Here is a 20,955-nt window from a genome sequence, read left to right on the forward strand (position 1 = left end):
TTCCCTTCTTGGAGAGCCGGTTTCACGGCGTAACGGGTTGACGATAAAACGCTCAATAGTTATGATTAGATCATAACAAATGGAGCTTTGATCAATGGATGAACACAATGGACTGGACTACATCCTTAGCCTGCACGGCACGCGGGTCAATCGTGAGGATGGCTATTGGTGGAAAATCGAGGCTTGGACGGTGACCCAAACGGCCTTTATCCCTCACGGCATCCGTTATAATTTGACCCTGCATGATAACCACAATACCCGGGTTTTTGGCATAGATAACGCGCATGCCATTAAAACCCCTCGCAAAGGTAAATTTTCAGGCCGCGTCGTTTACGATCACCAACATGACACCCCGACGGACAAAGGCTCACCCTACGAGTTTCATTCCGCCTATCAGTTGGTGGAAGATTTTTTTATCCGGATAGACGAAGTCATACGCAAGAGAGAAAACCGAGGTTGATGATGAAAGCACTGATTGGCGTGATGCCCGAAGAACTGATTCGCAAGCGCATACTGGCGATCGCGAAAGGGGAATACCAGCCGCAGGAACGTGAACCCAAAGTCTGGTTCACGTCGATGATTGCGCTGGCCCAGGTGCTCAGCAACGAGAATATCGCCCTGCTGCGTCTTATCGACACCGCCCGCCCCGAGACCATCAGCCAGCTGGCCGAACTGTCCGGTCGGCAGGTCAGCAACCTGTCAACCACGCTGAAAACGCTGAGCGGGCACGGCCTGGTGGCACTGGAAAAACAGGGGCGCTCGGTAAAGCCCCGAGCGCTGTTTACCGATTTCGAAATTATCGTGGATCAGAAGTTAAATGCCCGCTTTAGCGCTGCGTGATCTTTAAAAGATATTAATAAGTGTTTGTCAGCAAGGCCAATTGTTAGGTCATTTTCAATCAGGAAAGATAGATCCCGTTGAAACTTACCCTAAAAGAGACCTTAACATGACGATTCCCGATTCCCCACTGAAACGACAAAAACTGGTGATCCTGGGCGGCACCAGCGGCATTGGCGCCGCGGTGGCCTACGCGGCGGCGGCGCGCGGCGCTGAAGTGGTGCTGGCTTCGCGCCGCCTGCCCCACGCCAGGGAGAAGAACGACGCGCTGCGCCTGATGCAGGCCGACCTGACCGATGAAGTGTCGCTGCGCGCGCTGTTTGCCGCCGTCGGCGCTTTCGACCATTTGGTGATCACCGCCGGGCCGCTGGTGGAGGCCAAGCCGCTGGCGGAGACTACCCTGGAACGGGCGCAGGCCGACTTCAACGTCAAATTCTGGGGCAGTTTGCGCGCGGTGCAGGCGGCGCTACCGACGCTGGCGCCGCAGGGCTCCATCACCCTGACCTCCGGCCAGCTGTCGCGTAAATACCTCGTCGGTCAGCTGGTCAAAACCGCCATCAACGCCGCGCTGGAAGCGGCCGGCAAGCAGCTGGCGAAGGAGCTGGCGCCGCGGCGGGTGAACGTAGTCAGCCCCGGCATCACCGCCACCGAAGCCTACGACGGCATGAGCGCCGCGCAGCGTCAGGCGCTGTTCGAACGGGTTGGCGGCAGCCTGCCTGTCGGCAGGGTCGGCCAGGCGGCCGACGTCGCGGCGGGTTACCTGCTGGCGATGGAGAACGGCTTCGTGACCGGCAGCGTGATCGACATCGACGGCGGCGGCCTGTTGTAACGGCGGCTAGAGCGCCGTCACGCCCTGCGCGGCGGCCTGCTGTTCCAGCACAGTGATAATCTGGTAGGCCGAACGCGGCACCAGGCTGAAATCGCCGATCAGCAGGCGGTCGCTGACCGCCTCATCCAGCATCGCCCGGGCGCCGGCGCGCAGGATTTCCACCTGTTCCGGCGGCGTACCCGCCGCGGTGATCAGCGGCAGGCCGGGCACCGCCGCCGTGCGGCCGATGATTTTCAGCCCCTCCAACGCCTGCGGCTGCGCGCGACGCAGCAGTTCCATGCTGATCGAATCGATGGCGGCGATATCCGCCTGCCCGCTGCGGATCAGCTTCAGCGACTGATAATGCGCGCCGGAGGCCATCGCCGCACCGAAGAATTTCCCGTCCTGCGCCAACGGCGCGATCAGCGCGCGCAGGCCGTTGTAGCCGGACTGGGAATCGGTGCTGTTATAAGCCACCGTCCGGCCGCGAAAATCCGCCAGCCGTTCGCCGGGATCGCCCGCACGCACCACCAGCCAACTGCGGTAATTCGGCCCGTCGCACCCTTCAACCCGGTAATGGTAGGTGCCGATCAGCTGCACCTGCGACAGGGTGCTGACCAACGGATAACCGCAGGTTTGGCTGAGCAGCAGATCGTCGCGCCGCCAGTGCTGCGCCAGATCGTCCGGCCAGCTGAGCCGCTCCGGCGCCGCCGGCAGCCCCAGCCGCAGCAGCTTGTCGCGCAATACCTGCCAGAAAGATTCGGCCTGCTCCCGGCCAACGCCGTACATCGGTAGAGACACCTGCATCATTTCCCCCTTACCCCGCCGGAGTGGACGCCAGCGTCTGCTGACGCCAGGCGGTGAGATAACGCACCCAACGTTCGAACAGCATATCGGTGATAATAGCCAACAACGCCACCACCGCCGCGCCCTGGATCACATAGGCGGTGTTAAACCCGCTCAGACCGATGATGATCGGCGAGCCGAGGGTTTTGGTGCCGACGGTGGAAGCGATGGCCGCCGTGCCGATGTTGATGATCACCGACGTGCGGATCCCGGCGACGATCACCGGCGCCGCCAGCGGCAATTCGACCCGCCACAGAATTTGCCAGGCGCTCATCCCCACGCCGCGGGCAATCTCGCGCGTGGCGGGCGGCACCGATTCGATGCCCGCCAGCGTGCCCTGCAGGATCGGCAGCAGGCCGTACAGCACCAGCGCAATGATTGCCGGCTGTTCGCTGAAGCCCATCACCGGCACCGCTACCGCCAGCACCGCCACCGGCGGGAAGGTCTGCCCCACCGCCACCACCGTTTCCACCAGCGAACGAAACTCCCGACCGCTGCGCCGGGTGACGGCCACGCCGGCCGCCACGCCGAGAGCCACCGCGATCAGGCTGGAGATCGCCACCAGCGACAGGTGCGCCCCCACCAGCGCGATAAAGCTGTCCTGCTGATAAATGGGCCGCTCCAGATCGGGGAACCAGGCGGAGAACAGGCCGCGCAGATGATCCATGCCGAACACCAGCGCCAACAGCAGCGCCAGCGTCCAGGGCAGCGGATCGCGCAGCAGGCGCCAGATGCGCCCGTTCATGACAGCGCCTGCCCGGCGATCAGATCGTTAAAGTGCAACACCCCCAACGCTTCGCCCCGTTCATCCACCACCGGCAGGCAGTCGCTGCCGCGCGCCACAAACACCGACAGCGCCTCGCGCAGGCTCATGGCGGCGGCGATCGGTTCGCCCTCGGCGGCGCCGGGCCGCACCCGCTCCGCCACCGTTCCCAGCGACAGCAGCTTGATGCCGCGATCGCTGCGCCCGAAGAAATCCCGCACGAAGTCGTTGGCCGGCGCGGTCAGCAGCGCCAGCGGCGTGCCCTGTTGCACCACCCGCCCCTGATCGAGCAGCACCAGGCGATCCGCCAAGCCCAGCGCTTCATCGATGTCGTGCGTCACCAGCACGATGGTGCGGCCGGAGAGCTGATGGATGCGCGCGATCTCCGCCTGCAGCGCCGCACGGGTGACCGGATCCAGCGCGCCGAACGGTTCGTCCATCAGCAACACCTCGGGATCGGCGGCCAGCGCGCGCGCTACCCCCACCCGCTGCTGCTGCCCGCCGGACAGCTGATGCGGGTAGCGGCGGCGAAACAGATCCGGCTCCAGATGCAACAGCTCCAGCAGTTCGGTCACCCGATCGCGAATGCGCACGCGCGGCCATTTCAGCAGCTGCGGCACGGTGGCGATGTTCTCCTCCACCGTCCAGTGCGGGAACAGGCCGATCGACTGGATCGCATAGCCCATGCGCCGCCGCAGATCCTGCGGTTTGAACGACTGGATCTCTTCGCCGGCAAAGAGAATCTTGCCCCGATCGTGTTCGATCAGGCGATTGATCATTTTTAACGTCGTGGACTTGCCGGAACCCGAGGTGCCGATCAACACGGTGAATTCGCCCTCGGCGATGTGCAGCGTGAGATCGTCCACCGCCGGCTTGCCCTGAAAAATTTTGCTGACTTGCTCAAAGTGAATCATCGGCGCGATACGTCCAGGATTGAAACCCAAAATTTAAACAGCGAATCGACGATGACCGCCATCATGACCACCGGGATCACCCCCAGCAAAACCAGATCCAGCGCGCTGCTGAGCAGCCCCTGGAACACGATGGCGCCAAAGCCGCCGGCACCGATCAACGCCGCCACCACCGCCATGCCGACGGTTTGCACCGCCAGGATGCGCACGCCGGTCAGAAACAGCGGCAGCGCCAACGGCAGCTGCACGCGCAGGAAGATCTGCCCGCGCGTCAGCCCCATGCCGGTGGCGGATTCGATCACCCCGGCCGGCACGCTTTGCAGCCCCGCCACCACGCTGCGCACCAGCGGCAACAGCGCGTACAGCACCAGCGCCACGATCGCCGGCGCCATGCCGATGCCGCTGACGCCGTGCTCCGCCAGCCAGGGCACCGCCGTCGCCAGCCCCGCCAATGGCGCGATCAGCAGGCCGAACAGCGCGATGGACGGCACGGTCTGGATAATGTTCAGCGCGGAGAAAATCGGCCGCTGCCAGCGTTCGGAGCGAAAACACAGCACCCCGAGCGGCACGCCGATCGCCAGCGCCGGCGCCATCGTCGCCAGCAGAATGGTCAGGTGCTGCAACAGCGCGGCGTCAAACACCTCCTGGCGATTGTGGTACTCCTTCAGCAGCGACAGCTGATCGAGCTGATGCCCGAACAGCAGCAGCGCCGGCGGCACCAGCACCAGCGCGTTGCCCAGCATGCGCCACAGGTGCGACGCGGTGAGGCGCGCCATGGCGTCGGCGGCGATCAGCAGGCTCAGCGCCATCGTCAGCCAGCATCCGCTGCCCCAGGAGGTGCGCGCCAGGCGCGATCCCTCCTGCGCCAGGCGTTCGGCGGCCTGCCCGCTGATCCAGAATGCCAGCGTCAGCACCCCGCAGGCGGCCAGCGCCGCCAGCAGCGCCCGCCCCCGCGTCGGCGGCAACAGGCTGAGGATCGCCAATGCCGCCAGCGGCAACAGCAGCCACAGCGCCGGGCCGTGCAGCAGGGAGAACAAGGAGAGGCTTTTGCCCGACAACAGGCGATTGGGGGCATAACTGAGGAACGGCAGGCCAAACGCGGCCAGCAGCAACAGCATGAACAGCGTCAACAAGACGCGATGTTTTACGGCAATAGTCAAAGAAACGCTCCGGCTCCCTCGGTTTACCCCCTCTCCCGACGGCAGAGGGGGCACCTCGGCATTATCCCTTAACAAACCCTTTCTCTTTCAGGTAAGCGGCCGCCACCTGTTTGGCGTCCTGGCCTTCCACGGCGATCTGCGCGTTGAGTTTTTGCAGCGTCGGCCCGTCCAGCGAGGCGAATACCGGCTTGAGTAGCTCAGGCAGATTGGCGTGCGCCTTCAACGCCGCTTCGCGCACGATCGGCGCCGGCGCGTAGATCGGCTGTACGCCTTTCGGGTCCGCCAGCGTCTGCAGCCCCAGCGCCGCCACCGGGCCATCGGTGCCGTAGGCCATCGCCGCGTTGACGCCGGAGGTCTGCTCCGCCGCCGCCTTGATGGTCACCGCCGTGTCACCGCCGGCCAGGGACAGCAGCTGATCCTGATTCAGTTTGAAACCGTAGGCGTTCTGGAACGCCGGCAGTGCATCCGGCCGCTCGATAAATTCCGCCGAGGCCGCCAGCTTGAACTTGCCGCCGCCGTTGATCCACTTGCCGAGATCCGACAGCGTTTTCAGATGGTTGGCCTGCGCCACGTCCTGACGAATGGCGATGGTCCAGGTGTTGTTGGCCGGCGCCGCGTCCAGCCAGACGATTTTGTTTTTGTCGTAGTCGAGCTGCTTCACCTTCTCGAAGCCGGCCTGGGCGTTCTTCCACGCCGGATCTTTCTCATCGGAGAAGAAAAACGCGCCGTTGCCGGTGTATTCCGGGTAGATGTCGATCTCGCCGGAGGTGATGGCGCCGCGCAGCACCTTGGTGGTGCCGAGCTGCAGCTTGTTGGTGGTCTTGATGCCGTTGGCTTGCAGCACCTGCACGATGAGGTTGCCGAGCAGCGAACCTTCGGTATCGATCTTGGAGCCGACGCGCACCGAGTCGGCCGCCTGCGCCAGACCGCCGGTGGCCAGCAGGGCCAGCGCGACGGCAAAGGAACGTCCGCGTGATAAGGTGATTGCCATACTTTTCCTCTGGTTATATGTTTTCCGGCTCATGGGCCGGTTAGGTTGGAAAATCCTGAGAAACGCGCTTCCAGCGCGCAATAAATTTTTCCGTCGGCAGGGCATCGCCTTCTCCCTGCGGTTCATCGGCGCGCAACGGATGCACGCCAACGTCGATCGGCGTCAGGGCATAATCGCGCAGCCACTCGCCGTAGCCCTGCGCGACAAATCCCTGGCTGCGCCGCTGATATGTCTCACTCTCCGCCAGATAGACTTCGCGCAAACCGTACCAGGGCAGGCCGGGCAGATCGTGATGCACTAAATGGTAGTTCAGATTGAGAAACAGCAGCCGCCACGGCCAGCCCGCCTCATTAATAATAGAACGTGCCTGCGGTGCGTCCACGGCGCAATGCTCAAAAAACGATCTTACCTTGGTCAGCGCCAGCGCCGGGTAGCTGATGGCCAGCAGGTAAAACACCGCGCCGATACCCTGCGCCTGCAGCCAGTTCAGCAATATCACCAACAGCGACAGGTGCACTCCCCACATCATCCAGGTACGCCACTCCCCAGAGGCAAGCGCTTTCACCGCCCCGGCCAGGGTCGCGGCGATATCCAACGCCGGGCCGAGGAGCACCCGGCCGATCAGCGTATTGCGCACGGCGGTCAGCAGCGGCAACAGGCGGGGATAGCGCCGCCACTGCGCGGCGCTGAAGTAATAGCTTTCGGGATCTTCGTGCGGATCGGTCAGGTGGTCGTTGCGGTGGTGGCGCAGATGCGAATCGCGATACAGCCCATAGGGATACCACACCGCCAGCGGCAACAGGCCGAACAGCTGATTGACGCGCGGCCAGCGCGTCGGATGGCCGTGGATCAGCTCGTGTTGCAACGACAGGTACCAGGTGGTCAGGAGAATCAACAGCGGCGCGCCAAGCCACGGGCCCAGCGTTTGCCATCCCAGCGCCACGCCGAACCAGCCGCCGTACACCGCCGCCATGATCCCCCAGGTGGGCAATTCCATTCGCCAATAGCGGCGCCGATAAAGCTGCCTGATTCGTTCGCGCTGTTCGGGGTGCAAATAGTGGGCATGGGACATGCTGCGGCTCGCGGTGAGAGATTTTCTCCCAGTATCCGCGAGCCGTAGCGGCGTTCAAAATAACGAAAATGGCAAAGCTAAGTGAAAATTCAGCGGGTTGCGTACGCGTAAAAGCGAAAAAACGGGCCGCGCAGGCGGCCCGTCGGTCACATCCCTTCAGGGAACGAAATCGAGCACCACGGCGTTGAACAGCGCGTACTCGGTGGCGGTGGCCATCGGCGGAAACTGCGCGTGCTGCACCGCCGCACTCGCCGCTGAGCACAGAGGCGCGTCGCCTCTTACGATCTTGCTGCTCGCCAGCTTGCCGTCCGGCCGCAGCCGAATGCTGATGGTGCAGCGTTGGCCGCGCGCGCGTTCAGGCAAACGCAGCTCGCGGCTCACCGCGTTATGCACCCGCACCGGATAGCTGAGCGGCACCGTGGCCTGCGCCTCGGCCTGCGGCTCCGGCAACGGGATGCCGGCCTGACGCCCGGCGCCGCAGCCGCTTAACAGCAACAGCGCCAACAGGCTTAGTGTCTTTTTCATTCCCTATGTCCTTATTGGGGGGATTTATCCTTATCGCGTGGCCCTCACTGCGCCGCCGGGTAAGCCTCGCCGTCATCCGCGTAACGCTGCAGCCGTTCGCGCCACCACTTGGCCGCCAGACCGCTGGCGCTTTCCCGCCAGCCGAAATAGGCAACGTCGCTGCAGCGCTCAGATTCCACGCGTTTCGCCACCAGTTCGCCGCTGTTCAGGTAAGGTTCCGCCAGAGAACGCGGCAGATAGCCGCAGCCCAACCCGGCCAACTGCGCCTGCAGCTTGGCGTCGAAGCCGAAGACCGTCAGCGTATCCTGCTCTTCGAGCAGGTTCAGGCTCTGCGGCGCATTGACCCGCGAGGTATCGCGCACCACCACCGCCCGGTGCTGACGGATTTCGTCCTTCGGCAACGGTTCCGGCAGCGTCGCCAGCGGATGCTGCGGCGCGACGGCGAACACGTAATCCAGCTGCCCCAGCCGGCTGAACGCATAGCCCACCCGCGACGGCGGCTCGCAGATGGCGCCGATGATAATGTCGGCGCAGCCATAAACCAGCGATTCCCAGGAGCCGGCCAGCACCTCGTGGCTGAAACGCAGCCGGGTATGATGATGTTGCCGATAGAACTCGTCGATCAGTGGCAACAGGCGGGCGAACGGGAATGAGGCGTCGATCCCGAGCGTGATCTCGCTTTCCCAGCCGTTCTCCACGTAGCGCGCCTGCTGCTCCAGATCCTGCGCCGCCCGCAGCAACACCCGGCCTTTTTCCAGCATCAGCTTGCCGGTATCGGTGAACTTCGCCCGATGGCCGGAGCGGTCCAGCAGGGTGATGTCGAGATCGTTCTCCAGCTTTTGCACCATATAGCTAAGTGCCGAAGGGGTTTTAAACAGTGCGGCGGCCGCGGCGGCGAAAGATCCGTGCCGGTCCAGCGCGTCCAAAATCAGCAGCGCTTCCAGGTTTAATCTCATGCTTTCTCCCGTGTATAAAAAAACTCAACAAGTCGGCAAAAATTCTGCGGTATCTTTGAAATCGCCCTCTGCCTACCATGCGTTTTATCGGCGTTACACTCATCAGATGTTCAACCGAAATATCACTGGGAAGGTAAATTATGTCCAAGTTTCAACTGCTTGATAAAGACAACTCCGCACTGATTTTTATCGATCATCAACCGCAAATGGCCTTCGGCGTGGCTAATATTGATCGTCAGCAACTGAAAAACAACGTTGTTGGCTTGGCGAAGGCGGGCAAGATTTTCAACGTGCCAACCCTTTTCACCTCGGTAGAAACCGAAAGCTTCAGCGGCTATATCTGGCCGGAACTGCTGGCGGTACACCCTGAAATCACCCCGATTGAACGCACCTCGATGAACTCCTGGGAAGACGCGGCCTTCGTTAAAGCCGTGGAAGCTACCGGCCGCAAAAAGCTGGTGATCTCAGCGCTGTGGACCGAAGTGTGTCTGACCTTCCCGGCACTGATGGCGCTGGAAGCCGGCTATGAAGTGTATGTGGTGACCGACACCTCCGGCGGCACCTCCGTCGATGCGCACGAGCGTTCGATCGACCGCATGGTGCAGGCCGGCGCCGTGCCGGTGACCTGGCAGCAAGTGCTGCTGGAGTACCAGCGCGACTGGGCGCGCAAAGATACCTACGACGCGGTGATGGCGCTGGTGCGCGAACACAGCGGCGCGTACGGCATGGGCGTCGACTACGCTTACACCATGGTGCACCACGCACCGGCTCGCACGGTGAAATAATCCCCTTGCCCCGGCCCTGCGCCGGGGTATTTTCAGGAGTCGGTTTTATGGCCCATCCGCAGCATGTCACGCTGGTGATCACCCACCGTTTGGCGCCGGGGAACGAGCAGGCCTATGAGGCCTGGCTGAACCGCATCATGCCCGACGCCGCGGGCTTCACCGGCCATCTGGGTGTCAACGTCATCCGTCCTTCCGGCAGCGAACAGGCCTATACGGTGTTGGTCCGCTTCGACAACCTCGACAACCTGTACCGCTGGATCCACTCGCCGCTGCGCAAGCAATACATCGAAGAAGTCACCCCGCTGCTGCTGGAGAGCGACCATATCGAGATCCGCCCCGGCGCGGAGTTCTGGTTTACCCCGCCCAACCCCGGCGTGCGCCAGCCGCCCCAGTGGAAGCAGTTCATCATCACCCTGCTGGTGATTTTCCCTTCCACCAATCTGGTGCCCTGGTTTTGGGGGTTGGTGCTGCCGCAGCTGGACGGCACGCTGCTCGGCCATTTTCTCAATGACGCCACCGTGGTCGCCCTGGTGGTGTACCTGTGGATGCCTATCGTGACTCGCGTTTTTCATCAATGGCTGACCCGCCGCTAGGCGGTTCGCCGGGAGAATGTTATGAACCACCACGCTTCATTGATCATCACCAACGGCAAGTTTCACACCGTCGATCGCCAAAATCCCACCGCACAGGCGGTCGCCATCCGTGACGGCAAGTTTCTGGCGGTCGGTAGCGAAAGCGAAGTCATGCAGCACGCCGGGCCGGAAACCCAGGTGATCGACCTGCATGGCCATACCGCTATTCCAGGCCTGAACGACTCGCACCTGCACCTGATCCGCGGCGGCCTGAACTATAACCTGGAGCTGCGCTGGGAAGGTGTGCCTTCGCTGGCCGACGCCCTGCGCATGTTGAAAGAACAGGCGCTGCGCACGCCGAACCCGCAGTGGGTACGGGTGGTCGGCGGCTGGACCGAATTCCAGTTCGCCGAGCGCCGCATGCCGACGCTGGACGAGATCAACCAGGCGGCGCCGGACACGCCGGTGTTCATACTGCACCTCTACGATCGCGCGCTGCTCAACCGCGCGGCGCTGAAGGTGGTCGGCTACACCAAAGACACGCCGAACCCGCCGGGCGGCGAGATCCAGCGCGACGCCAACGGCAACCCGACCGGCATGCTGATCGCCAAGCCCAACGCCATGATCCTGTACGCCACGCTGGCGAAAGGGCCGAAGCTACCGCTGGAACAGCAGGTTAATTCCACCCGCCAGTTTATGCGCGAGCTGAACCGTCTGGGCCTCACCAGCGCCATCGACGCCGGCGGCGGCTTCCAGAACTACCCGGAGGATTATCAGGTGATCGCCGAGCTGCACGAGAAAAAGCAGCTGACCCTCCGCATCGCCTATAACCTGTTCACCCAGCGGCCGAAGCAGGAGCTGGAAGACTTCGAGCTGTGGACCGACATGCTCAAGCCGGGTCAGGGTACCGACTTCTATCGCCACAACGGCGCCGGCGAGATGCTGGTGTTCTCCGCCGCCGACTTCGAAGACTTCCTGCAGCCGCGCCCGGATCTGCCGCCGGGCACCGAAGACGAGCTGGAGCGGGTGGTGCGTCATCTGGTCGAGCACCGCTGGCCGTTCCGCCTGCACGCCACCTATGACGAGTCCATCAGCCGCATGCTGGACGTGTTCGAGAAGGTGAACCGCGACATTCCGTTCAACGGGCTGCACTGGCTGTTCGACCACGCCGAAACCATTACCGAGCGCAATATCGAGCGGGTCAAGGCATTGGGCGGCGGCATTGCGGTGCAGCACCGCATGGCGTTCCAGGGCGAGTATTTCGCTGACCGCTACGGCATCGAAGCCACCAAACATACGCCACCGGTGGCGAAAATGCTGGCGGCCGAGCTGCCGGTCGGACTGGGCACCGACGCCACCCGCGTCGCCAGCTACAACCCGTGGACGGCGCTGTACTGGCTGGTTTCCGGCCGCACCGTCGGCGGCATGGCGATGTACGACGACAGCGCCCGGCTGGATCGCGAAACGGCGCTGATGCTGTGGACGCAAGGCAGCGCCTGGTTCTCCACCGAACAGGGCAAGAAAGGCCAGATCAAGGTCGGCCAGCTGGCGGATGTGGCGGTGCTGTCGCAGGACTATTTCAGCGTGCCGGAAGAGCAGATCAAAGGCATCGAGTCGGTGATGACGGTGGTGGACGGCAAGGTGGTCTACGCCGCCGGCAGCTTCTCGCCGCTGGCGCCGCCGCCGCTGCCGGTGCTTCCGGAGTGGTCGCCGGTTACCCAGGTGCCGGGCCACTACCGCTCCGCGCCGCCGTCGGCGGCGGCCAAAGTCGGCGTGCTGAGCCAGGCGCACCAATGCTGCGGCCCGTGCGGCGTACACGCGCATCAGCATGACATCGCGCGCCGCTCCAGCATCCCGGTGTCGGACGAGAATGCCTTCTGGGGGGCGTTCGGCTGTTCGTGCTTCTCGTTCTAAGCTGCCAGGTCAGCAACTTACTATGCAACTAGCTTAATAAGATATTAAGTTAGCAAAATAACAAATTAATGGCGCTGTCCACGGGAGAGCGCCATTTCATTTTCAATCGCGGTTGATCTCCAGCCAGCGCCGCTGCTCGGCGGAGGCGGCTATCGCATCCAGCACGCAAGACACCTTCCAGCCTTCTTCAAAGTCCGGCCACATGCGATCGCCCGCGGCGATGCCGTTGACCAGATCGCGGATCTCCACCGTCTTCTGATCGTTAAAGCCGATGCCGTGCCCGGCGCTGATGCAGAACGCCGCGTAGTCCGGGTGCTTCGGCCCTACCAACAGCGTTTTGAACCCCTGCCGCTCCGCCGGCTCATCGTGCCGATACAGTTTCAGCTCCGCCATCCGTTCCTGGGTATAGCTCAGCGTGCCTTTAGTGCCGGTGACCACATAGGTCAGCCCCATCTTGCGCCCGCAGGCGATGCGCGAGGTTTCGAGAGTGCCCATCGCCCCGCCGGCGAAGCGCAGCAGCGCGCTGGCCTGATCTTCGTTTTCCACCGGCAGCAGGCGCGCCGGGTCTTGTGGATCCGGGCGCTGTTTGATCACGGTCTGCATATCGCCGGAGACCGCCACGATATCGCCCACCAGGTAGTGCGCCATGTTGACGATATGCGCCGCCAGATCCCCCAACGCACCCAGCCCAGCGCTGGCGCGGCGGCAGTGCCAGTCAATCGGCGTGCGCGGGTCGGCCAGATAATCCTCATTGTGGGTGCCGTAAAAATGCACCACCTCACCGATTTCGCCGTTGGCGATGATCTCGCGCGCCAGCTGGCTGGTCGGGTTCTTCATGTAGTTGAAACCGACCAGCGTTTTCACGCCTTTGGCGCGGGCGGCCTGCACCATCTCCGCCGCGTCGGCGGCGTCCAGCGCCAGCGGCTTTTCCGAATACACGTGCTTGCCGTGGCGGATCGCCTCCAGCGCCATCTCTTTGTGCAAGAAGTTGGGCGCGCAGATGTCCACCACGTCGATCGCCGGATCGGCCACCAGCTGCCGCCAATCGCCGGTCGAACGCGCAAAACCGAACTCGCCGGCGCGCTGCGCCGCCAGCTCGGGCGTCACTTCCGCCAGCATCTCCAGCACCAGCTCCCCTTTCAGAGGAAAGACCGTGGGGGCCTGCGCATAGGCGATAGCGTGACAACGCCCGATATAACCGGTGCCGATTAACCCAACGCGTACCTGTTTCATCATTTTCTCCCGTGATCGAAATCCTGCGTAGAACCAGGCGCCGTTCAATGAAACGCGCCGTCTGATAACGGGTTTATATGGAATATAAATTTCAATAACAAGCGCGCGGGAAAATAAAGTTCATATTCGTGATGCCGTTCATGAAACGTTGACGGGATGATGCAACGCAGAAAGCCCAGGCACGGCTTGCCGTATCCGGGTGAGATAAAATGAACCGTTTATTTCATATCACGGTAAACCGTTGGCGCCGTGCTGCACGTAGCCGGGGCGTTGCAGCAGGCGCTGCTGATAGGCCGCCAGCGCCGCATAATCCGGCCGTTCGAACGGCGTCATCAGCCAGCGATTCAGCGACAGCCCCAGCACCACGTCCGCCAGCGTGAAGGCGGCGCCGGCGGCATAAGGGCCGTGCTGCGCCAAATGCTTGTCCAGCAACCCCATCAGCCGGTTCCACTCACGCTCGGCGGCGGCCAGGCTGGCGGCATCCTGATAATCCGCATGCCCACGCACCCGCGACATGAACACATAGCGCCAGGCGCCGTTCAGATCGGTGGCCTGCCAATCCATCCACATCTCCACCGCCGCACGCGCGCCGGGTTCCTGCGGCAGCAGATCGCGGCGCCCTTCCCGCCCCGCCAGATAGCGGCAGATGGTGTTCGACTCCCACAGCACCCGCTCGCCGTCGATCAGCACCGGCACCAGGCCGTTCGGGTTCAGCGCCAGAAACGCCGGCTCCTGCGTGGAGCGAAAGCCGCTGCCCCAGTCCTCCCGCACCAGCGGCAGCCCCAGCTCCTGGCAGGTCCACAGCACCTTGCGCACGTTGATCGATGAAGCCTTGCCCAATAGTTTCAGCATTCGCTTTCCTTATTCTCTCCAGAACGGTTTATAGCCTTCACGCCGGGCTTCCACCTGCGTCAGGCCGATGTCCGCCAGCTGCCTGTCGTTCAACAGTAACAGCTCCTTTCTCGTTCTGTGCCGCAGCAGATAGAGACGCCAGCGTGACCAACCTACCGAGCGCCGCAGCGGCGTACCAGAAAACAGAGCCATGTTGTTATTCTCCCTGATGTTTTCACGTTGCAGTCATCATGCTCGCCGGGAGAAAAACAATACAGATTCACGCTGCCGCTATTTTTTTCATACAGCTGTGCCCAAAAAACCGCTGAATGGTTTACTTTGAAAGCATCTGTACCGGTTTTTTAATTCTTCATCCCGATAAGAGGCCTTTGTATGACACGCTACGCCACCCTGGCCGCCATTCTCAGCCAACGTATTCAGCAAGGGCTGTATCCGGCCGGCCACCGCCTGCCTTCGGTGCGTACGCTGAGCCAGGAGCACGGCGTCAGCATCAGTACGGTACAGCAAGCCTACCGGCTGCTGGAGGAGCAGCGCCTGGTGGAAGCGCGGCCGAAGTCGGGCTACTTCGTGCATACGCAGCGCGCGCAGGCCGAGCTGCCCGCCATGACGACGCCGGTGCAGCGGCCGGTAGACATTTCGCAATGGGAGCAGGTGCTGGAGCTGGTGCGCAGCCGGCCGCGTGAGGGCCTGATCCAGCTGGGGCGCGGCATGCCGGATATCGCCGAACCGACGATGAAACCGCTGATCGTCGCCCTGCGCAACGCTGCCCGCCACGGCGACCTGCGCAGCCTGTATTACGACAGCATTCAAGGCGTGGCCGCGCTGCGCGAACAGGTTGCCCGCCTGCTGCTGGATTCCGGCTGCCAAATCGGCCCCGATCAGTTGCTGATCACCACCGGCTGCCAGGAAGCGATCTCCGCCGGGCTGCGCGCCGTTTGCCAACCCGGCGACATCGTGGCGGTCGACTCGCCCTGCTTCCACGGCACCATGCAGACGCTGAAGGGCCTGGGTATCAAGGCGCTGGAAATCCCCACCGATCCGCTCACCGGCGTCAGCCTGGCGGCGCTGGAGATGGCGCTGGAACAGTGGCCGGTCAAGGCCATCCTACTGACGCCCAACTGCAACAATCCGCTGGGCTACATCATGCCCGACGCCCACAAACAGCGGTTGCTGACGCTGGCGCAGCGCCACGACGCGGCGATCATCGAGGACGACGTCTACGGTGACATCGCCTATCACTACCCGCGGCCGCGCACCATCAAGTCGTTCGACGAAGACGGCCGCGTGCTGCTGTGCAGCTCGTTTTCCAAAACGCTGGCGCCGGGGCTGCGGGTGGGCTGGATCGCACCTGGCCGCTACCTGGAGCGGGTGCTGCACATGAAGTTCATCGGCTCCGGCGCCACCGCCACCCAGCCGCAGTTGGCGATCGCCGAATTTATCCGCGGCGGGCACTATCTGCAGCACCTGCGGCGCATGCGTGCCCGCTACCAGCAGAACCGCGACCGCATGACCGACCTTATCCTGAAGCACTTCCCGGCCGGCACCCGCGTCAGCCGGCCGCGCGGCGGCTTTATGCTGTGGATCGAACTGGACGAGGCGTTCGACACCCTGCGGCTGAACCGCCATCTCGAGCCGCAGGGCGTGCAGATCGCCGTCGGCAGCATCTTTTCCGCCGCCGGCAAATACCGCAACTGCCTGCGCATCAACTATGCGCCTAAGCTGACGGCGGAGATCGAACAGGCGGTGCAGCGGGTCGGCGCCACCATCCAGCGGCTGATGCCGAGCGGCGTGTTGCAACCTCAGACGGACTGAAGCAAAAACTCCGCCACCCGGCGGCGCAGATGTTCGATGCCCTGCGGATGGTGAATAAACTGCGCCACCCGGCGGCGCAGATGTTCGATGCCCTGCGGATGGTGAATAAACTGCGCCACCGGCATCATCTGCCAGCGCTGGCCTTCATCGCCGAAGCGAATGGCGGCGATCTGCGCCGGGGCGATGTCGCCGGCCATAAACCAGGTCGGCGGGGAGCCGGGCAGGATGCCGTCGTAGCGCCGCCGCCAGGTCACCTGGCATTCGGCGATCGCCACGCCGAATTCTTCCTGCGTCTCCCGCTGCACGCACTGCAGCGGCGTTTCGCCGTTTTCCCGCCCGCCGCCGGGCAGATCCCACTGGCCGGGCCACGGAATGCCCGGTTTGTCGTCCCGTTGGTAAACCAGCAAGCGATCGTCGCACAGCAGCGCGATCTTGGCCCCGCCAAACGCCTGATCCGTCATGTTTTCTCCGCTCCCCGCCCATCCTCTTTGACTGAACATCATACTTCATCCCCGCGCGGCCTGGTGTATAGTGAAAATCCGTTTTCACAACAGGCGAACAATGACGATGAACTCTCCGTTTCTGGTGACTCCCCAATGGCTTGCGCAGCATATCAACGATGAAAATCTGGTGGTGATCGACGTCCGGATGTCGCCGGTCGGGCTGACGCCGAAGAAAGACATGCTTGCCGAGTTCGAACGCGGCCATATCCCTGGCGCGGTCTATTTCGATATCGACGAGGTGGCGGACAAAAACACCGCGCTGCCGCACATGCTGCCGACGGCGGCGGAGTTTGGCGCGGCGGTGGGCAAGCTGGGCATCAGCGAGCGCGATACCCTGGTGATTTACGATGAGGGCAACCAGTTCTCCGCGCCGCGCGGCTGGTGGACCTTCCGCAATTTCGGCGCCCGGCATGTTTACGTGCTGGACGAAGGGCTGAACGGCTGGACCGCGCTGGGCCAAGCGCTGGAGACCGGCCCGGCGCAGCCTGAGCCGCAGACGTTCAACGCCCGGTTCAACGCCGACGCGGTGGTGGATATGCGGCAAGTGGAACAGGCGTTAGGCACGCCGGTGCAAATTCTCGACGCGCGCGCCGCGCCGCGCTTTTATGCCGAAGCGCCGGAGCCGCGCCCCGGCCTGCACCGCGGCCATATTCCCGGCAGCATCAACATTCCGTACGGCGAGCTGCTGGAGAACGGCCGCTTCAAATCGCTGGAGGCGCTGCGCCAAACCTTCAGCGACAAGGGCGTGGACATCAACGGGCCGATCATCACCAGCTGCGGCTCCGGCGTGACGGCAGCCGTGCTGGCGTTCGGCCTGCTGTCGCTCGACGCGCCGCAGGTCAAGCTGTATGACGGCGCCTGGAGCGAATGGGGCCAGCTGAGCGGCAAGCAGCCCATCGCTAAAGATTAAGTGCCGATCCGCTCGACCACGATCTGCGCCAGCCGCTGCACGGCGGCGGAAGGCTGATCCTCGGCGCGGTGCAGCACCACGCCGAGCTGACCGAGAGCGGGCAGCAGTTCGGGCGCCAGCGGCGCCAGGCCAGGCGGCAAACCCGCCGCGGCCCGCACCGTAACGCCCAACCCGGCATTCACCGCCGCCCAAATGCCGTTCAGGCTGCGGCTGGTAAAGGCAATGCGCCAGGGAATGCCGGCGCGATCCAGCGCCTGCGTCGCCGCGCTGCGCATCAGGCAAGGCGCGTCGAACATCACCAGCGAAAGCGGCTCATCCCCTTCCCGCCAGGGCGCCAGCGCGAAGCCGGGCGAGGCGATCCAGTGCAGCTGCCGCTGCCCCAGCGCCTGATGAAACGGCGTGCTCAAACCGCCATCCCACGCCAGCGACAGATCCAGCTGGCCTTTCAGCACCCAGTCGATCAGCTCGGCATTGCGGGCGATGCGCGCCTCGATGCGCACCTTCGGATTGGCGCGCGCGAAGCTGCCCAATACCTGCGGCAGAAACGTTTCGCCGAAATCCTCCTGCAGCCCCAGCCGCACCGTGCCCTGCAGATCCAACCCGCGCACCGCGGCGGCGGCTTCGTCATTGAGCTCCAGCAGACGGCGCGCGTAGCCGAGCAGGGTTTCCCCCGCCTCGGTCATCACCATGCCGCGCCCGGACTTGCGCAGGATCGGCGCGCCGACCTGTTGTTCCAGCTTTTTCAGGTGGGCGCTGACCGCTGAAGTCGAGCGCCCTAACCGCTCAGCGGCCTTGGCAAAGCTGCCCAGTTCGACGCCGGTAACAAAGCTGCGCAAATCCTCGAGATCGAACGTTATTCGCCCCATGCTGACCATCCTGATTTTCTGAATCATCAATCAAAATAATACCGATTTTACTGATAAAGATGGCGTGTCACGCTCTCCCGGTCAATGTCTTTCCGGAGAATCCTTATGCTCGCGATGCAATACCGTTTCACCCTGCCCGCCGATTACGACATGGCGATCGTCCGCCGCCGCATCGCCGATTTCGGCCACCGGCTCGACGCCTGCCCGCAGCTGATCGTCAAAGCCTATCTGTACGCGCAGCGCAACGAAGGCAGCGCCGAGAACCTCTACGCCCCCTTCTACCTGTGGAACAGCAGCGCCGGCATGAGCGACTTCCTGACCGGCGAAGGTTTCAGGGGGCTCAGCCAGGCATTCGGCTGGCCACGCGTCAATCATTGGCTGCCGTGGCTGGCGCATTTCACTCGTCCTCATCTGACCGAGGCCGCGTGGGCGACCTGTCAGGAGCAGATTATCGCCCCCTACAGCGATCTGCCTGCGCTGCGTCAGCAACAGCAGGCGGCCCCCGGCGCGCTGGCCTCCATCGTGGCGTTCGATCCCGCCGACTGGCGATTAGTGCGGCTGGATTTATGGCGTGAACCGCCGCAGTCCCCCGTGCAAAGCGGCCAGCTGTTCCGCGTCGGCCATCTGTCCGCCCCCTTTGACCACACTGCGCCGCGGGTTGACAGCCAAACTTGATATTGATAATCATTATCAACACTAAACATTCATTTGCGGTTCGCGGGATGCGGGCCGCTCTCCGGGGTCAACCGCCATGCCGTCATCACCGATCACACCTTACGCCACCACCTGCTGCATCGTGGGGGGCGGCCCCGCCGGGCTGATGCTCGGCTATCTGCTGGCGCGGGCGGGGATCGACGTGACGGTGCTGGAGAAGCACGCCGACTTCCTGCGCGATTTTCGCGGTGACACCATTCACCCGTCGACGCTGGAAGTCATGCACCAGCTGGGCCTGCTCGACGAACTGCTGACGCTGCCACACCAGCGCGCCGAATCCCTGCACGCCGAAGTCGCCGGGCGCGACATTAAGCTGGCGGATTTCACCCGCCTGCCGACGCGCTGCAAATTTATCGCCTTTATGCCGCAGTGGGAGTTCCTCAACTTTTTGGCACAGCAGGCCGCCGTATTCCCCCATTTCAGGCTGCTCACCTCGACGCAGGTTCATCAGCTGCTCTACGACCGCGGCCAGGTATGCGGCGTGCTGGCCGACACGCCGGAAGGCCCGATCCGCGTGCGCAGCCAGCTGGTGATCGGCACCGACGGCCGCAACTCGGTGGTGCGCGAGCAGGCGGCGCTCAGCAGCCGCTCCTTCGGCGCCCCGCGCGACGTATTGTGGATGAAGCTCAGCAAGCAGCCGGGCGATCCGGCCTGGTCGATGGGCCATACCGGGCCGAAGCAGAACTTCATCATGATCGACCGCGGCGACTACTGGCAGTGCGGCTACTCGATCGATAAAGGCAGCTTCGACGCGATCCGCCGCAGCGGCCTGGAGAAATTTTTGCTGCACCTCGCCGAGGTGGCGCCATTCCAGGACGATCGCCTGCAGGAGATCGTCGAGTGGGATCAGGTGAAACTGCTGAGTATCCGCATCGATCGTCTGGATCGCTGGGCCAAACCGGGGGTGCTGTGCATCGGTGACGCCGCGCACGCCATGTCGCCGATCGGCGGCGTGGGCGTCAACCTGGCGATTCAGGACGCGGTGGCCGCCGCCAACGCCCTGATCCCGCCGCTGCGCCAGCATCGGCTGCAGCTGAAGCATCTGCTGAGCGTGCAGCGCCGGCGCGAATTCCCCACCCGGGCCATCCAGTTTTTGCAGATCAAAATGAGCCAGCGCAAGCCGGGCGAACGCCGCGCGGCGGGCGGTTCGCGCCTGATCGCCCGCGTCGGCAACAGCCGCTGGCTGCCGCGCCTGTTCGGCCGCATCATCGGCCTGGGTTTTCGCCGTGAAACGCCGCGACATCTGTCCAACGAAACCTACCCACCGGAATAATATTGGTTGTTTTTCCATCGCACCGTATAATGGTTAAATCGAACGATTTAATTAACTGGAGCGATTAAATGTACGCACTCAGCGCGAACGAGGCCAAAACCCAATTCGGCGATTTGCTACTCAAGGCGCAGCGTGAGCCGGTGCAAATCAATCGCAACGGCAAACCGGTCGCCGTCGTCATGTCGGTAGAAGACTACCAGGCGCTGGAAGATCTCAAATTACGCGCGCTGCAGCAAAAAATCGCGCAGGCTACCGCCGAGGAAGACGCCGGTAAGGCGGTAGACGGCGATGCCTTCTTCAACCGTCTGCTCACCGACGAAACCGACTGATATGCCCGCGTTTCGCCTCACCCCGCAAGCCCAACAAGATCTGTTGGCTATTCGTCATTTCACCGTCGAGCACTGGGGCAAAGCGCAATCTCACCGCTATCTTGAGCAGTTGAGAGAGGTCATGCATCATCTGGCGGATATGCCGGAAGCGGGTAAGGCACACTTTCACGATCTGGGCGAAGAGATACGCAGTTTTCCTTACGCCAGCCATAGGATCTACTACCGCAGCCGCCCTGCCGGCATCACCGTTCTTGCCATTCTGCACCAGGCGATGGTGCCCCACCGGCATCTGGAACAACGGCTGTAATTTTTCTTACTCAAAG

Annotated in this window: 25 protein-coding genes; 12 read left to right on the top strand and 13 right to left on the bottom strand. The window is 63.2% G+C overall.

Annotation, left to right across the window (positions count from 1 at the left end; all coding sequences use genetic code 11):
• The first annotated feature begins 94 nt into the window (after window positions 1-94).
• From ACUXAC_RS12480 to ACUXAC_RS12490, 3 genes are all read left to right on the top strand, one after another.
• The gene (locus tag ACUXAC_RS12480) at window positions 95-460 is read left to right on the top strand and encodes a DUF6516 family protein (RefSeq protein ID WP_197794225.1); all 366 of its coding nucleotides are present in this window, start codon (window positions 95-97) and stop codon (window positions 458-460) included.
• Window positions 461-462: 2 nt separating this feature from the next.
• Window positions 463-840, top strand: coding sequence for an HVO_A0114 family putative DNA-binding protein (locus ACUXAC_RS12485; RefSeq protein WP_049201211.1), 378 nt, complete (start codon window positions 463-465; stop codon window positions 838-840).
• A 106-nt stretch (window positions 841-946) separates the two neighbouring features.
• Entirely contained in the window at window positions 947-1,666 is a 720-nt protein-coding gene (locus ACUXAC_RS12490) for an SDR family oxidoreductase (protein ID WP_060421178.1), read from the top strand.
• A 6-nt stretch (window positions 1,667-1,672) separates the two neighbouring features.
• On the opposite strand, the gene ACUXAC_RS12495 is transcribed toward ACUXAC_RS12490, so the two are convergent.
• The 8 genes from ACUXAC_RS12495 to ACUXAC_RS12530 form a co-directional block, all read right to left on the bottom strand.
• The gene (locus tag ACUXAC_RS12495; protein WP_080432947.1) at window positions 1,673-2,434 is read right to left on the bottom strand and encodes a phosphate/phosphite/phosphonate ABC transporter substrate-binding protein; all 762 of its coding nucleotides are present in this window, start codon (window positions 2,432-2,434) and stop codon (window positions 1,673-1,675) included.
• 28 nt (window positions 2,435-2,462) lie between these two features.
• A complete protein-coding gene (locus ACUXAC_RS12500) occupies window positions 2,463-3,236 on the bottom strand; it encodes an ABC transporter permease (RefSeq protein WP_187322145.1) in 774 nt (257 codons plus the stop codon).
• Complete coding sequence (locus ACUXAC_RS12505) at window positions 3,233-4,168, bottom strand: ATP-binding cassette domain-containing protein (RefSeq protein WP_197835425.1); 936 nt, start codon at window positions 4,166-4,168, stop codon at window positions 3,233-3,235. The genes ACUXAC_RS12500 and ACUXAC_RS12505 overlap by 4 nt, the downstream gene beginning before the upstream one ends.
• A complete protein-coding gene (locus ACUXAC_RS12510) occupies window positions 4,165-5,325 on the bottom strand; it encodes an ABC transporter permease (protein WP_046686654.1) in 1,161 nt (386 codons plus the stop codon). The genes ACUXAC_RS12505 and ACUXAC_RS12510 overlap by 4 nt, the downstream gene beginning before the upstream one ends.
• Before the next feature lie 61 nt (window positions 5,326-5,386).
• Complete coding sequence (gene osmF / locus ACUXAC_RS12515; RefSeq protein WP_454266675.1) at window positions 5,387-6,316, bottom strand: glycine betaine ABC transporter substrate-binding protein OsmF; 930 nt, start codon at window positions 6,314-6,316, stop codon at window positions 5,387-5,389.
• A gap of 40 nt (window positions 6,317-6,356) precedes the next feature.
• Window positions 6,357-7,388 carry a fatty acid desaturase gene (locus ACUXAC_RS12520; protein ID WP_454266676.1) on the bottom strand — a complete coding sequence of 344 codons (1,032 nt, stop codon included), beginning with the start codon at window positions 7,386-7,388 and terminating at the stop codon, window positions 6,357-6,359.
• Between the two features lie 156 nt (window positions 7,389-7,544).
• Entirely contained in the window at window positions 7,545-7,913 is a 369-nt protein-coding gene (locus tag ACUXAC_RS12525) for a cell envelope integrity TolA C-terminal domain-containing protein (protein WP_100396113.1), read from the bottom strand.
• A 44-nt stretch (window positions 7,914-7,957) separates the two neighbouring features.
• On the bottom strand, window positions 7,958-8,869 hold the full coding sequence (locus tag ACUXAC_RS12530) for a LysR substrate-binding domain-containing protein (RefSeq protein WP_049200980.1): 912 nt from the start codon (window positions 8,867-8,869) through the stop codon (window positions 7,958-7,960).
• Between the two features lie 140 nt (window positions 8,870-9,009).
• Between ACUXAC_RS12530 and ACUXAC_RS12535 the strand changes: the two genes are divergently transcribed.
• Genes ACUXAC_RS12535 through ACUXAC_RS12545 form a run of 3 tightly spaced genes read left to right on the top strand, consistent with a single transcriptional unit; the run spans window position 9,010 to window position 12,140 of the window.
• Window positions 9,010-9,654: a hydrolase gene (locus ACUXAC_RS12535; protein WP_004939390.1), complete on the top strand. Its 645-nt coding sequence runs from the start codon at window positions 9,010-9,012 to the stop codon at window positions 9,652-9,654.
• A 47-nt stretch (window positions 9,655-9,701) separates the two neighbouring features.
• Entirely contained in the window at window positions 9,702-10,247 is a 546-nt protein-coding gene (locus tag ACUXAC_RS12540; RefSeq protein WP_197766632.1) for an antibiotic biosynthesis monooxygenase, read from the top strand.
• 21 nt (window positions 10,248-10,268) lie between these two features.
• The gene (locus ACUXAC_RS12545; protein WP_107227380.1) at window positions 10,269-12,140 is read left to right on the top strand and encodes an amidohydrolase; all 1,872 of its coding nucleotides are present in this window, start codon (window positions 10,269-10,271) and stop codon (window positions 12,138-12,140) included.
• A 102-nt stretch (window positions 12,141-12,242) separates the two neighbouring features.
• Here ACUXAC_RS12545 and ACUXAC_RS12550 read toward each other — a convergent pair whose 3' ends face one another.
• The 3 genes from ACUXAC_RS12550 to ACUXAC_RS12560 form a co-directional block, all read right to left on the bottom strand.
• Window positions 12,243-13,373, bottom strand: a complete 1,131-nt coding sequence (locus tag ACUXAC_RS12550) for a Gfo/Idh/MocA family protein (RefSeq protein WP_049200982.1) — start codon at window positions 13,371-13,373, stop codon at window positions 12,243-12,245.
• Window positions 13,374-13,601: 228 nt separating this feature from the next.
• Window positions 13,602-14,225 (bottom strand): glutathione S-transferase family protein, encoded by a 624-nt coding sequence (locus ACUXAC_RS12555; RefSeq protein WP_387444318.1) that lies wholly within the window; start codon window positions 14,223-14,225, stop codon window positions 13,602-13,604.
• Between the two features lie 9 nt (window positions 14,226-14,234).
• Window positions 14,235-14,417, bottom strand: coding sequence for a DUF1127 domain-containing protein (locus ACUXAC_RS12560; protein ID WP_180548263.1), 183 nt, complete (start codon window positions 14,415-14,417; stop codon window positions 14,235-14,237).
• A 180-nt stretch (window positions 14,418-14,597) separates the two neighbouring features.
• On the opposite strand from ACUXAC_RS12560, the gene ACUXAC_RS12565 reads away from it, so the two are divergent.
• The gene (locus ACUXAC_RS12565) at window positions 14,598-16,037 is read left to right on the top strand and encodes an aminotransferase-like domain-containing protein (protein ID WP_387444314.1); all 1,440 of its coding nucleotides are present in this window, start codon (window positions 14,598-14,600) and stop codon (window positions 16,035-16,037) included.
• On the opposite strand, the gene ACUXAC_RS12570 is transcribed toward ACUXAC_RS12565, so the two are convergent.
• Complete coding sequence (locus ACUXAC_RS12570) at window positions 16,025-16,498, bottom strand: NUDIX hydrolase (protein WP_454266678.1); 474 nt, start codon at window positions 16,496-16,498, stop codon at window positions 16,025-16,027. The two genes, ACUXAC_RS12565 and ACUXAC_RS12570, sit on opposite strands and share 13 nt — an antisense overlap.
• A 106-nt stretch (window positions 16,499-16,604) precedes the next feature.
• Between ACUXAC_RS12570 and sseA the strand changes: the two genes are divergently transcribed.
• A complete protein-coding gene (gene sseA, locus ACUXAC_RS12575) occupies window positions 16,605-17,450 on the top strand; it encodes a 3-mercaptopyruvate sulfurtransferase (protein ID WP_159318939.1) in 846 nt (281 codons plus the stop codon).
• On the opposite strand, the gene ACUXAC_RS12580 is transcribed toward sseA, so the two are convergent.
• Complete coding sequence (locus ACUXAC_RS12580; RefSeq protein WP_147839579.1) at window positions 17,447-18,316, bottom strand: LysR substrate-binding domain-containing protein; 870 nt, start codon at window positions 18,314-18,316, stop codon at window positions 17,447-17,449. The genes sseA and ACUXAC_RS12580 overlap by 4 nt on opposite strands.
• Window positions 18,317-18,421: 105 nt before the next feature.
• Here ACUXAC_RS12580 and ACUXAC_RS12585 point away from each other — a divergent pair, with 105 nt between their 5' ends.
• The 4 genes from ACUXAC_RS12585 to ACUXAC_RS12600 all read left to right on the top strand — a co-directional run bounded on the left by ACUXAC_RS12585 (window position 18,422) and on the right by ACUXAC_RS12600 (window position 20,939).
• Window positions 18,422-18,991: a DUF4865 family protein gene (locus ACUXAC_RS12585; protein ID WP_387444310.1), complete on the top strand. Its 570-nt coding sequence runs from the start codon at window positions 18,422-18,424 to the stop codon at window positions 18,989-18,991.
• Between the two features lie 76 nt (window positions 18,992-19,067).
• Window positions 19,068-20,303, top strand: a complete 1,236-nt coding sequence (locus ACUXAC_RS12590; RefSeq protein WP_387444307.1) for an FAD-dependent oxidoreductase — start codon at window positions 19,068-19,070, stop codon at window positions 20,301-20,303.
• Between the two features lie 68 nt (window positions 20,304-20,371).
• Window positions 20,372-20,632, top strand: a complete 261-nt coding sequence (locus ACUXAC_RS12595) for a type II toxin-antitoxin system Phd/YefM family antitoxin (RefSeq protein ID WP_033637606.1) — start codon at window positions 20,372-20,374, stop codon at window positions 20,630-20,632.
• Window position 20,633: 1 nt separating this feature from the next.
• Window positions 20,634-20,939: a type II toxin-antitoxin system RelE/ParE family toxin gene (locus tag ACUXAC_RS12600; protein WP_047568680.1), complete on the top strand. Its 306-nt coding sequence runs from the start codon at window positions 20,634-20,636 to the stop codon at window positions 20,937-20,939.
• Window positions 20,940-20,955: the final 16 nt, after the last annotated feature.

The organism is Serratia sp. 121840015-1 (genome assembly GCF_053627655.1).